The following is a 12928-nucleotide window of genomic DNA, read 5'->3' as shown; positions in this document are numbered from 1 at the left end:
CGGCCGGTCCTCGGCCGCCCCGCATCAGTAGGCCCCCTGCCCGTGGATCACCGCGCGCAGCGTCTTCCACAGGATCACCGTGTCCAGGGCGAGCGACCAGTCCTCCACGTACCGCAGGTCCAGGCGGACCGTTTCCTCCCATGACAGGTCGCTGCGTCCGCTGATCTGCCACAGGCCGGTGAGGCCGGGCTTGACCAGCAGCCGCCGGCGGATGTCCGGACCGTAGGCCGCGGACTCCTCCGGCAACGGGGGCCGCGGACCGACGAGCGACATCGAACCGGTGAGCACGTTGAACAGCTGCGGCAGCTCGTCGAGCGAGTACCGGCGCAGCACCGTCCCCACCCGGGTCACCCGCGGATCCCTGCGGAGCTTGAACAGCAGCCCCGCGCCCTCGTTGCGGTGGATCAGCTCCGCGCGGGCCCGGTCGGCCCCGGCGACCATGGTGCGGAACTTGAGCATGGTGAACTCGCGGCCGTCCTTGCCCACGCGGCGCTGGCGGTAGAACACCCCGCCCCGGCTGTCCGTGGCCACGAGCAGCCCGACGCACACCATCAGCGGCGCGAACAGGATCAGCAGCAGCGCCGCGCCCAGCCGGTCGACGACCCCCTTGACCGCGCGGCGGCCGCCGCTGAAGGTCGGCATGCTGACCCGCAGCAGCGGGATGCCGAGCACCGCGTCGATGTGCAGCCGCGGACCGGCCACCTCCATCAGCACGGGGGCCACCACCATCTCGGTGTCGCTGCCCTCCAGGCTCCAGGCCAGCCGCTGGAGCCGCTCCGGCGACCAGTGCGGGTCCGGGGTGACGGCGACGACGCGGTAGCCGTCGCGGTGGACGTGGCCCGCGACGTCCGTCAGCCGGCCGACGACCGGCACTCCGTCGAGCCGGTCACCGTCGGCCCCCGCGCCGTACGTGGTGCACACGGCGTCCACCCGCCAGCCGAGGTGCGGGAACTTGCGGGTCCGGGTGATCAGGTCGCGCACGGTGGCCGGGCTGCCGGCGGCCAGCACCGGTCTCAGACACCGGCCCTCCTTGCGTTGTCTGTGCAGCCGGAGGCGCAGCAGATACCGCTCCGTCATGGTGACGACCGCGATCGCGGGAATCGCCACGAAGATCCACAGTTTGATGTTGCGCGAGGTGAGCGCTATTCCGCCGAGTGCCAGGATGACGGTCGCCATGAACAGGGAGCGGCCGAGCCGGCGGAATTCCTCCGCGCCCTGGCCGAGAACCGCCGGAGCCCATGACCGGCTCACCGCCAGCGCCCCCAGCACCAGCAGCCAGGTGCCGAATGCGAGAATTCCCCATTTCTCGTGCCAGTCGGCCGCGTCCCGCGCCCCGAAGAAGTTGCCGATTCCCGCCACCACGAAGGCCGTGGCCACGGCATCGCCGGTGATCACCGTACGGCGGTACCGCTGTTCCCAGTCGGTCGCGGGCCGGCTGATGGTCCCGTCCGCCGGACGCCCGCGCGTCGACGGAAACGGGCTGAGTAATCCCCCTTGCCGCACAGAACCCCCCAGGTCCCCAGTGGTTCGACGTGTTCGCCTAGCACTGTTCCTCCCCACCCACGGAAGGCCCCCGCCCCCCGTGCCGCGCCGTTCCTCCCCGCGTGAGGCCCCCGCCTCCGCGCATGACGTGCCGACTGACGCAGAACTGCTTGATCACCCCACCCCGGCGGCAGCGACTCGCCTTACCGCCGAACGTTCGAGGTGCCGGGAAAACCCTTGGAGACCTCGGCTGCTCCCCGCACCCGAAGCCCCTGGCGGGCTCAAGAATTGATCACCCCCACGCCGGGCGTCGGGGATGTGACCACGTGCTTTCCACAACGCCGGACCCATAGATCATTTTGGTCGCCTCGTGCCCGAACATCTGAAGCACGGTCAATCTAGACCATGAGGGGCTGATATGAAGAGGGGTTGTGTGCAATTTGTGTTCAAGGGCTGATAGTTGACGTAGACATGGGCGTCCGGCCTGTTGAAGGGGGTGCCTGGGCGTGCCCGGGGCGGACCTCCCGGCTGCCCCCTGTGAGGCCGGGGCGGCCGGCCCGGCCGTCCGCCGGGAGCGGGGCGACGCCGCCGCCCTCCGTGGTGCCCTCCGCCCGGTCGGCGGTTGAGGGCCCGCGAGGAGGGCACCCGGCCGCACGGGGCGTACGTCCATGGCCCCTGGGCCGTGGCGGAGAGGAGGAACGCCCATGAGCGTCATCGAAGGCGCCGCCGACATCGACGTCCCGGTCCGGATGGCCTACAACCAGTGGACCCAGTTCGAGTGCTTCCCCGTCTTCATGCGCGGTGTGCGCCGGGTGGAGCGGTCGCGCTCCTCCATGACGCACTGGGTGACCAGGTTCGGTGGCGTGACCCGCGAGTTCGACGCGGAGATCAGTGAGCAGCGTCCCGACGAGCGCATCGTGTGGCGCTCCGTGGGGACACCCCGCCTGATCGGCGAGGTGACCTTCCGGGCGCTGGGGGAGGACCGCTGCCGCGTCGCCTTCCGTGTCGACTTCACCCCGCGGGGTGCGGCCGAGCGGGTGGGGGACGCCCTGGGGCTGGTCCGCAGGCAGGCGCGGGAGGACTTCGCGCGCTTCAAGGAGTACATCGAGGGCCAGGGCCGGGAGAGCGGGCAGTGGCGCGGAACGATCAGTGGCGGACACGTCGAACCGGACTCCGGCCGGCTGCCGCGCGAGGTGCCGAACTGGCCGGTCGGCTGAGAACCGCCGCGACGCCCCACCTCGCCCGAGGTGATATGTCATGGAAGGCCCACACTCGTCCGTTCCCCGGTCGGCGGACAACGGAACGGGCGAGGGGAACGGAGCGGAAGGTGGACGCGGTGCGAGAGTCATCGAACGGTGATCCGGGCGGCGAGCGGGCGAAGATCACTCCGCCGAAGACATGGGCGGCGGGTGTGCCCGCGGTGGCCCACGCGGTGCGGTACTCCCTCGCCGAGACGTCGCCCCGCCGTACGGCACTGAACCTGCTCGACATCAACCAGACCGAGGGCTTCGACTGCCCGGGCTGCGCCTGGCCGGACCCCGCGCCGGGCAGGCGCCACACGAACGAGTACTGCGAGAACGGCGCCAAACACGCCAACGACGACGCCACCACGCGGCGCGTCACCCCCGACTTCTTCCGGCGGTATCCGGTCTCCGAACTGGCACGCGGCTCGGACCGGTGGCTGAACCAGCAGGGGCGGCTCACCCAGCCCATGGTGAAGCGGCCGGGCGCCGATCACTACGAGCCGATCAGCTGGCACGACGCCCTGGGCCTGATCGCCGGCGAGCTGCGGGCCATGGACTCACCCGACGAGGCGGTCTTCTACACCTCGGGCCGGGCCGGCAACGAGCCCGCCTTCGTGCTCCAGCTCTTCGCCCGGGCCCTGGGGACCAACAACCTGCCCGACTGCTCCAACCTGTGCCACGAGTCGAGCGGCGCGGCCCTGTACGAGACGCTGGGCACCGGCAAGGGCAACGTGAGCCTGCTGGACATCCAGCACGCCGACCTCGTGATCACCCTGGGGCAGAACCCGGGCAGCAACCACCCCCGCATGCTCTCCGCGCTGGAGGAGACCAAACGCGGGGGCGGGCAGATCGTCGCCGTCAACCCGCTGCCCGAGGCGGGCCTCATGCGCTTCAAGAACCCGCAGAAGCCACGCGGGGTCGTCGGCCGGGGCACCAACATCGCGGACCAGTTCCTGCAGATCCGGCTCGGTGGCGACCTGGCCCTCTTCCAGGCGCTGAACCTGCTCCTGCTGGAGGCCGAGGACGCCGCGCCGGGCACCGTGCTGGACCGGGATTTCATCGACCGGCGCACCAGCGGCTTCGACGAGTTCGCCGCCCACATCCGCTCCACCGTCTCCTGGCCGGACGTCCTGGCCGCCACCGGCCTGACCCGCGGCCAGATCGAGGAACTGCGGGACCGGGTCCTGGCCAGCGAGCGGATCATCGTCTGCTGGGCGATGGGACTCACCCAGCACAAGCATGCCGTGCCCACCATCCGCGAGCTGGTGAACTTCCAGCTGCTGCGGGGCAACATCGGCAGGCCCGGAGCCGGCGTCTGCCCGGTGCGCGGACACAGCAACGTCCAGGGGGACCGGACCATGGGCATCTGGGAGCGGATGCCCCAGGGCTTCCTGGACGCCCTCGAACGCGAATTCTCCTTCACGCCGCCCACCCGTCACGGCCTGGACGCGGTGAACTCCATCCGGGCCATGCTCGAAGGCCGTGTCAAGGTCTTCCTCGGCCTCGCGGGCAACTTCGTACGGGCCACCCCCGACAGCGACCTGACCGAGGAGGCGGTGCGCCGCTGCCGCCTCACCGCGCACATCTCCACCAAGCTGAACCGCTCCCACACCGTCTGCGGCGACACCGCGCTGATCCTGCCCACCCTCGGCCGCAGCGAGCGGGACTGCCAGAACAGTGAAGAGCAGTTCATCACCGTCGAGGACTCCATGAGCCAGGTGCACGCCTCGTCCGGCCGCCTGGACCCGGCCTCGGAGCACCTGCTCAGCGAGGTCGCGATCCTCAGCCGGCTGGCCCGCCGGACCCTGGCCGACAAGGTGCCCGTGCCCTGGGAGGACTTCGAGGCGGACTACGGCACCGTCCGGGACCGCATCGCGCGGGTCGTCCCCGGCTTCGAGAACTTCAACAGCAGGGTGCGCAAGCCGGGCGGTTTCACCCTGCCGAACCCGGTGAACGAGGGCGTCTTCCCCACCCCCGCCGGCAAGGCGCTGTTCACCGTCAACCGCTTCGAGTCGCTGCGCGCTCCCCGCGGGCATCTCCTCCTGCAGACGCTGCGCTCCCACGACCAGTGGAACACGGTGCCGTACACCACCGACGACCGCTACCGGGGCATCCACGGCTCGCGTCGCGTGGTGCTCGTCCACCCCGCCGACCTGCGCGCCCTCGGACTCGAGGACGGCTGCCGGGCGGACGTGGTCAGTGTCTGGCCGGACGGCACCGAACGGCGTGCCGAGGACTTCCGGCTCGTCTCCTATCCCACGACGGCCGGGTGCGCGGCCGCCTACTACCCGGAGGCCAACGTCCTGGTGCCGCTGGACAGCGTGGCCGACACCAGCAACACGCCGACGTACAAGGGCATCGTCGTCCGTCTGGAGCCGCGCTCGGGTGACCGCGGGGGCGGGACCGCGGAGCGCCCCTGACGGCACCGGCGGAGCAGGGCGCGCCGGCGATCCCTCCTTGGCCGGATGCCGCCTGGTGCGGGGCGGGTACATGCCCCTAGCGTGTGCGGCCTTCGCGTCCTGGGGGGCTCGTGAACGGACTTCGTGCAGTCGTCGTGGGTCTGGTGATCGCCTGTGTCGCGGCCCTGGCGCCGGCCGCCGCGGCGCGACCGGACTGGTCGGTGCTGGAGGTGCCGGCGGCACGGTCGCCGGTGTACGTGTCCGACCTCGCCGCCCGGGGGCCCGGGGACGCCTGGGCCACCGGGAACGAGTACGTCGACGGTCTCATGCGGCCCGTGCTGCACCGGTGGGACGGCACGGCGTGGAGCAGGGACACCTCCTTCCCCGGCGCGGGTGAGTCCGGCCACCTGGGCAAGGTGCAGTTCGTCGGTGACGAGGTGTGGATCCTCCACGGCAGGGACGGGGCGGCGCAGATCCTCCGGTGGTCGGCGGCCGGGTGGAGCACCCTCCCGCTGCCGCGGACGCTGTGGACGTACCAGGACTTCGCCGCGGTGCCGGGCGCGGCCTGGGTGGTCGGTGAGGACGACACCGGGCTCACGGTGCTGCACCACGACGGCTCCGGCTGGAGCGAGCAGTCCGTCCCGGACGGCGTGCACTACCTGATGGGGATCACCGCGCGCACGGCCACCGACGTCTGGGCCTGGGCGGACACCACCACCGGGGCGGGCATCCTGCGCTGGGACGGCACGGCCTGGCGGGACGCCGGAGTGCCCCTGCCGCCGGACAGCAACGTCCACACGATCCTGCCCGAACCGTCCGGCCGGGTCACCATCGGCGGCAGCCGGTACACCGACGGCGTGGCCCGCACGTACCTGACGACCCGCACCGGCTCCACCTGGCGCACCACGTACCCGCCGCTGGGCGACACCTCCGCCGAGGCCCTGACGCGCGGCCCCGACGGCGCGCTGTGGCTGCCGGTGGTCAGCGACCGGGCGTTCCAGTCGAAGTACGCGCGGGTGAACGGCGCCCGCACCACCTTCTCCTACGGTCCCGAACGCCCGAACGCGATCGAGGTGAAGCCGCAGGCCCTGGCGGTCGCCGGGTCCTCACTGCTGTCCTTCGGGACCGCCGAGATCTTCGGCTCGCAACCGAACCTGATGAGCGAGCGGCTGGGAGGCCGGTCATGACCCGCAGACTTCTCGTCGCGCTCCTCGCCGCCGCCCTGGCCGTCACGGCCCTCATGGTGCCGGCCGCCGCCGGTACCGCGTCCTGGCAGCACGTCCCCGTGCCGGACGAGGTGCGTCCGCAGGCCCGGCTCACCGGGGCCGTGGCCCTCGGGCCCGACCGGGCCTGGGCGGTGGGCGCCGACGCCGTCGGCCGCACGGCGCCGGGCTTCCCGCTGCTCCTGCGCTGGGACGGCACCGCCTGGCACCGGCAGGACCTGCCCGGCAGGGGCTGGCAGGGGGAACTGCTCTCCGTCGCCGCGGTCTCACCGGAGGAGGTGTGGGCGGTCGGCCGTGACACGGCGGGCGCCGCCCGGCTGCTCCGCTTCGACGGGACCGCCTGGCGGGAGAGCCGGCCGCCGAGTGGTGTCCTGCTGACCCAGGTCGTCACCGGCGGCGGGGAGACCTGGCTGATCGGCTCCCGGGACGGCGCGCAGGCGCTGCTGCGCCGGGCGGGCAACGGCTGGCAGGACGTCCCGGTACCGGACCAGTCCGTGTACGGCCTGCACGTCCTGGCAGCCGACGACGTCTGGGCCGCGGGCGCCACCGCCTCCGGTGCGGCCGTGTCGCACTGGGACGGGCAGGACTGGACTCTCACGGTCGTGGACGGCTTCCCGCGCTCGGCCGTGGGCAGCGTCCTCGCCGTCTCGCCGACGGAGGTGTGGGCGGGCGGCACGGCCGGCTTCGTCGGCGGCCCGGTGGGCAGGCCGATCCCGCCCCTGCTGGCCCGCTGGGACGGTGAACGGTGGACCAGGGTGACCGTCCCCACCGACTTCGGCTCCGTCAGCGCCCTGACACCCACCCCCACGGGGGAACTGGGCTGGGTCGCGGTGAGCTCCTCGATGAAGTGGGGACCGCCGGAGACCTGGCCGGCCATGGTCCCCGGGCCGGACTTCCTCGCCCGGGACGGGCAGTCCTTCACCGAGTACGGCGAACCGGCCGTGGCCGGGGAGGGCGGATCGCGAACCCTGACGCTGGCACCGGTGCCCGGCACGGACACGGTGTGGTCGGCCGGCCGGGCCGACGGCCCCGAGGGCACCTTCGTGCCCCGCATCCTGCGCTTCGGCTGACCGCCGCCCGTCACATCCTCGCGGCGCCCGCCCTGATCGCCGCGCGGATGCGCGGGTAGGTGCCGCAGCGGCAGATGTTGCGGATGCCGTCGAGGTCGGCCTCGGTGATGTCGCGGCCCTCCTCGGTGACCCGGCGGACCAGGGCGACCGCGGCCATGATCTGGCCCGGCTGGCAGTAGCCGCACTGGGCCACGTCCAGGTCGAGCCAGGCCTGCTGCATGGGGTGCAGCTCGGCGCCGGCCGTGTCGGCGAGGCCCTCGATGGTGGTGATCTCGTCGGTGGGCTTCAGAGCGCCCACCGGGACCGCGCACGGGTTGACGGCGCGGCCGTTGAGGTGGCTGGTGCAGGCCTTGCAGACGTTGATGCCGCATCCGTACTTGGGTCCGGTGACGCCCAGGACGTCCCGGAGCACCCACAGCAGCCGCTCCTCGTCCGCGACGTCGACGGTGACCTGTTCGCCGTTGAGGCGGAAAGTGTGCTTGGGCACGGGTTCTCCCGGGGGTTCAGCGGACGTGGTCCAGGCCGTCGGTGGGGGACGCGGGGATGGGCGGGACGGTCGGTTTGGGAGTGAAGGACAGCGTGTCGTGGTTGATCGGGAAGCTGGTGGGCATCGTGCCGGTGGCCCGGCCGTAGGCGCAGGCGACCGCGGCCATGGACGCGGCGACGCCCAGTTCCCCGGCCCCGCCGGGCTCGCCGGTGGTGTCCGGCATGACGACGATCTCCAGCTCGGGCGGGGTGTTCCACTGCCGGGTGTAGAAGTAGTTGTCCCAGCTCGCCTCGAGGAAGTGGCCGTCGCGCAGGTGCAGGCCGGAGGTGAGGGTCAGGGCGATGCCGTCCATGAGGCAGCCCATCATCTGCGCCTGGAGGCCGCGCGGGTTGACGGTGAGGCCGACGTCCACGGCGACGACCGCCCGGGTGACGCGCGGGCCGGTCACCCCGTCGCGGACGGGCCGGTTCACGGTTTCGGGGCGGCAGTCGATCTCCACCAGCACCGCGTTGACCGCGTGGTACTCGGTGTGCAGCGCGATGCCCTGGGCGGTGCCGGCCGGCATGGACCGGCCCCAGTCCCCGGCCTCGGCGACCTTGTCCAGGGCGGCCCGGGCGCGGTCGTCGCGGAGGAAGCGGCGGCGCAGCTCGTACGGGTCCCGGCCGGTCCTCGCGGCGAGCCGGTCCACCATCAGCTCCCGGGCGCAGGTGACGTCGGGGGAGTAGACGTTGCGCATGCTGCCGGTGTTGAAGCCCTTGTCGGTCTCGTTCAGCAGGCGGCTGTTCGCGCCGAAGTCGTACGGCATCGACTGGGAGAGCTGGAAGAACGTCTGGGAGAAGGCGGCGTCCCCGACGGGCAGTCGGGCGGCCATGGCCGTGAACAGCTCGCCGAGTCCGTGGCCCAGGTCGGTGGCGACGCTGGTGTGCCGTTGCTTGTAGCCGAGGACGGTGTCACCGGCGTAGGCGATGCGGACCCGGGAGCGGGCCATCGGGTGGGCGCGGCCCTGCCGGGAGTCGTCGGCGCGGTGCCACATCAGCTTGACGGGCTTGCCCACCTTCTGGGAGATCTCCGCCGCCTCCAGCGCCGCGTCGAAGAACAGCTTGCGGCCGAACGAGCCGCCCCCCTCGGTGACGTGGACGGTGACCGCGCCGACCGGCAGCCGCAGCTTGGCCGCGATGGTCTGCTGGGCGACGATCGGTGACTTCAGCGACGACCAGATCTCGGCACGGTCCGACCGGACGTCGGCGATCGCGCAGTTGGGCTCCAGCGCGCTGTTGCTGCGGAACGCGAAGGTGAACTCGCCCTCCACGCTCGGGGTCAACGGCGGCAGCCCCATGGGGAGTTCGGCGGCCCGCAACTGCTTCTGGACGGAGGCGTCGGACTTGCCCTCCGCGGTCCCGGGGCGCCACGAGACCCGCAGGGCGCGGACGGCGTCGATGCACTGCCCGAACGTCCCCGCCCGCACCGCCACCCCGGTGGAGATCACCACCACGTCGGTGACCCCCGGCATGGCGCGCACCGCGGCGAGGTTGGCCACCGTGCCGGGCCTGCCGTTGATGGTCGGCGGGCGGCACACCATGGTCGGCCGGGCGTCCGGGACGCCGAGGTCCAGGGTGAACCTCTTGCGTCCGGTGACGGCGGCGAGCGCGTCGACGCGGCCGTGCGGGCGGCCGATGACGGTGAACCGCTCGCGCGGCTTGAGTTCCACGGACGCCTGCTCGGTCCGCGCCACGGCGGCCTTCGCCGCCAGCGCCCCGATGCCGACGCTCCGGCCGGCGGGGGCGGTCACCACTCCCGCCTTCACCGACAACGCGTCGACCGGAGCGCCGAGTTCGGTGGCGGCGGCCCGCAGCAGCCGCTGCCGGGCGACCGCGGCGGCGACCCGGACCGGGGTGTAGGTGGAGACGGTGGTGTTGGACGCGCCGGTGAGCTGGTTGAACAGCAGCTCCGGCCGGGCGTCGGCCAGGGTGACCCGCACCCGTTCCACCGGGACGTCCAGCTCCTCGGCGATCAGCATGGCGGTCGAGGTGGTGATGCCCTGCCCGACCTCGGCGCGCGGCAGCGCGAAGGACACGGTGCCGTCCCCGTGCACCTCGACCCTGATCAGGCCGGACGTCGGCAGGGCGGCCGCGGTCATCACGTCGTTGAGGTCCAGCAGTTCCGTGATCTCGGGGGAGGGGATGTCGGCGGCCGCGGCCCGGGACGCGGGGGCGAGTTCGGCGGCGGCCACCAGGGTCGGGGCCGCCAGCACGAATCCGAGGAAGCGGCGCCTCCCGGGGCCGGGCGGTGCGGGAGGTCCGGATTCCGGTGTCGGGGGCGTCCCGTCACTGCGCATGCTCGTCAAGTGTCCCTCTCGGCATAGGGGTTCGGGGGCGCACACCCTGCCGTGCGCCCGCTGGTACGGCAAGGGGGCGTGTCCCCCGGCCCGCGCCGGCGCCGGGACGCGGGCACCGCCGAGTGGGGCGGCGGGGCCCGCGTCCCCGAGGCGCCGGGAGCGGTCAGAGCGGACGGTTCGCGTCCGGTATCTCCAGGTGGATGGGCCTGCCCTCGGACATGAAGAGCAGCACGAACTTGCGCAGCGCCTCCTCCAGGACCCACGCGATCGACGGGACCCCCGGCAGCGGGATCAGGCCCTCGCGGAAGGCCACCACCAGGGGCCAGGCACCGCTGATGACGGGTTTGAGGAGGGGCTCCCGGTCGAGTCCGATCAGGTCGCCGACCCGGTCCCCGACGATGTACCGGGAGAACGCGTTGATCAGCGGCTCGGTGAGACCGGCGTCGACCTCGGCGATGATGCCGAGGAGCGCGTCGGTCAGGGCGGCGCCCTCGGGGGTGTGGTCGACGATCGGGTCGAGGACCTGCCGGGACTGGGCGTTCGCCTCGTCCCAGGTGGCGGGGATGTACTCGTCGCGGATGCCGAGCATGTGCGCGCTCACCTGCCACACGTGCAGGAAGCCCGCCGCCTCGGTGGCGGTGATCGGCACCCGCCAGTCCCGCAGCTTGCCCATGACGTAGGTGGGGAGGCTGTGCCAGGTGACCATCATGTCGGCCTGGCTGATCGGGACGGTCTGGCCGCCGCTGGTGCGGGACCAGCCGGGGGACTGCGGCAGCAGGTGCCGTACGGCCGCGTGCACCAGCCGGGTCCGCACCGAGGTGGCGATCATCCCGCCCTGCGGCTTGTAGGCGTACCGGTCGCCCACGTCGTAGCCGAGCTGGGCGGTCTTGGCGACGCGGTCCTTCATGTCCGCGCCGCCCTTGGAGTAGTACACGGCGCGCGCCTCCCGGGGGATGGCGGTGCTCAGCAGGCCGCTGCCCAGGCCGTACAGGACCCCGGTGTAGAGGCCCTTCTTCCTGGTGAAGTCGACGGCGTCCTGGAGCTTCTTCGGGTCCGCCCAGGAGGGCAGCTTGCGGGCCTCCTCCATCCAGGCGCGCAGGTCACCGGGGAGTCCGTCCGGCAGCGGCTGGTCGTTGCGGACCCAGCCGCGCAGCAGGTCGTTGACCCGGGGCACCTGTCCCCGTTCGATCACCTGGGCGATGATCGCGTCGATCTCGTCGTCCCACACCCACTCCGGGTCGAGTCCCGCGCCCTTGCCCGCCACCGAGCCGGCCGGCGACCACGTCCACAGGGACCGGGCCCGGGCCGGGGAGGCGAGGCCCAGGGCCCCGAACGTGCCCAGTGCGCCGCCGGCGACCAGTAATCTGCGCCGGTTGATGTCTGCCATGGTGTGCACTCCTTCTCGCTTCTCACCGGTCGGTGGGACGGTTGGTGTCGGGGATGTCGATCTGCGTGCCCCGGCCCTTGGTCAGGTAGAAGAGGATGTACTGGCGGATCGCCTCGTCGATCGTCCAGGCCAGCGGCGGCACCAGCGGGAGCGGGATCAACTTCTCGCGGAACATCACGAGTTTCGGCCAGGCGGTCGCGATGGCCCGCTCCCAGAACGGCTCGCGCGGGATGCCGTCCCAGTCGGCGACCCGGTCACCGACCAGGTAGCGGGCGAGGGCGTTGCACAGGGGCCGGTCGATGCCGCCGGGGCTGGTCTGCTCGGCGAGCTGGCGCAGCAGGATGTCGGTGAGTTCGACGCCCTCGGGCGTCGGGGCCAGGACCGGGTCGAGGACCTGCCGGGACTGGGCGTTCGCCTCGTCCCAGGTGGCGGGGATGTACTCGTCGCGGATGCCGAGCAGGTGCGCGCTCACCTGCCACAGGTGCAGGTACGCCTCCGCGTCGGCCGCCGGGACCGGCACCTTCCACTCGAGCAGCTTGCGCATGGTGTAGGTGGGGAGGCTGTGCCAGGTGACCATCATGTCGGCCTGGCTGATCGGGACGGTCTGGCCGCCGCTGGTGCGGGACCAGCCGGGGGACCGCGGCAGCAGGTGCCGCACGGCCGCGTGCACCATGCGGGTCTTGACGGCCTCCACGACGACCTTGCCGTCGGGCCGGTAGGCGTTCAGATCGCCGACGGCGAAGCCGAGCAGGCTCGTCTTGGCGACCCGGTCCTCCATGTCGGCGCCGCCCTTGGAGTAGTAGACGGCGCGCGCCTCCCGGGGGATGGCGGTGCTGAGCATGCCGCCGCCCACACCGTTGAGCAGGTTCAGGTAGAGGCCCCTGCGCTCGTTGAAGTCGGCCGCCCGTTCGAGCTTGCCCCGGTCCGCCCAGGAGGGCATCCGGCGGGCCCGCTCCATCCACTCCCGCACGTCGGCGGGCAGACCGCTGGGCAACGGCTGGCCGTTGCGCGTCCACTGGGACAACTCCCGGTTGACCCGGGGCACATCGCCCCGGTCGATCACGGAGGCGACCAGTGCGTCGGCCTCCTCGTCCCACACCCAGTCCGGGTCGACGCCCGCACCCCGGCCGGCCACCGAGCCGCTCGGCGACCACGTCCACACGGAACGCGCCCGGGCCGGTGACGCCGCGCCCACCGCGCCGAACACCCCCAGCGCGCCACCCGCGGCCAACATCCTGCGCCTGCTGACATCCATGACCCCGGACTCCTCCTCGAGCTCCGCTGCCGCGCCCACGCCGTTT

Annotated in this window: 9 protein-coding genes; 4 read left to right on the top strand and 5 right to left on the bottom strand. The window is 72.5% G+C overall.

What is annotated here, in order from left to right; genetic code table 11:
* Positions 1-24: 24 nt before the first annotated feature.
* A complete protein-coding gene (locus IE118_RS12990) occupies positions 25-1503 on the bottom strand; it encodes a sugar transferase (RefSeq protein ID WP_189557959.1) in 1479 nt (492 codons plus the stop codon).
* 683 nt (positions 1504-2186) lie between these two features.
* Between IE118_RS12990 and IE118_RS12985 the strand changes: the two genes are divergently transcribed.
* From IE118_RS12985 to IE118_RS12970, 4 genes are all read left to right on the top strand, one after another.
* Complete coding sequence (locus IE118_RS12985; protein WP_189557958.1) at positions 2187-2699, top strand: SRPBCC family protein; 513 nt, start codon at positions 2187-2189, stop codon at positions 2697-2699.
* A gap of 119 nt (positions 2700-2818) precedes the next feature.
* Positions 2819-5146 carry an FdhF/YdeP family oxidoreductase gene (locus IE118_RS12980; protein WP_229846789.1) on the top strand — a complete coding sequence of 776 codons (2328 nt, stop codon included), beginning with the start codon at positions 2819-2821 and terminating at the stop codon, positions 5144-5146.
* A 110-nt stretch (positions 5147-5256) separates the two neighbouring features.
* Positions 5257-6312, top strand: a complete 1056-nt coding sequence (locus IE118_RS12975; RefSeq protein WP_189557956.1) for a hypothetical protein — start codon at positions 5257-5259, stop codon at positions 6310-6312.
* The gene (locus IE118_RS12970; RefSeq protein WP_189557955.1) at positions 6309-7418 is read left to right on the top strand and encodes a hypothetical protein; all 1110 of its coding nucleotides are present in this window, start codon (positions 6309-6311) and stop codon (positions 7416-7418) included. Before IE118_RS12975 ends, IE118_RS12970 begins: the two co-directional genes overlap by 4 nt.
* Before the next feature lie 10 nt (positions 7419-7428).
* Here the strand turns inward: IE118_RS12970 and IE118_RS12965 are convergent, their stop codons facing one another.
* The 4 genes from IE118_RS12965 to IE118_RS12950 all read right to left on the bottom strand — a co-directional run bounded on the left by IE118_RS12965 (position 7429) and on the right by IE118_RS12950 (position 12882).
* The gene (locus tag IE118_RS12965) at positions 7429-7905 is read right to left on the bottom strand and encodes a (2Fe-2S)-binding protein (RefSeq protein ID WP_189557954.1); all 477 of its coding nucleotides are present in this window, start codon (positions 7903-7905) and stop codon (positions 7429-7431) included.
* Between the two features lie 16 nt (positions 7906-7921).
* Positions 7922-10240 (bottom strand): molybdopterin cofactor-binding domain-containing protein, encoded by a 2319-nt coding sequence (locus IE118_RS12960; protein ID WP_189557953.1) that lies wholly within the window; start codon positions 10238-10240, stop codon positions 7922-7924.
* A 163-nt stretch (positions 10241-10403) separates the two neighbouring features.
* Positions 10404-11627, bottom strand: coding sequence for an oxygenase MpaB family protein (locus IE118_RS12955; RefSeq protein ID WP_189557952.1), 1224 nt, complete (start codon positions 11625-11627; stop codon positions 10404-10406).
* A 22-nt stretch (positions 11628-11649) separates the two neighbouring features.
* Complete coding sequence (locus tag IE118_RS12950; protein WP_189557951.1) at positions 11650-12882, bottom strand: oxygenase MpaB family protein; 1233 nt, start codon at positions 12880-12882, stop codon at positions 11650-11652.
* Between the last annotated feature and the right edge of the window lie 46 nt (positions 12883-12928).

The organism is Streptomyces pilosus (assembly GCF_014649835.1).
GTDB lineage: Bacteria > Actinomycetota > Actinomycetes > Streptomycetales > Streptomycetaceae > Streptomyces > Streptomyces pilosus.
Note: the sequence above shows the minus strand (reverse complement) of the source record. Positions and strands in the feature narration are given on the sequence as shown.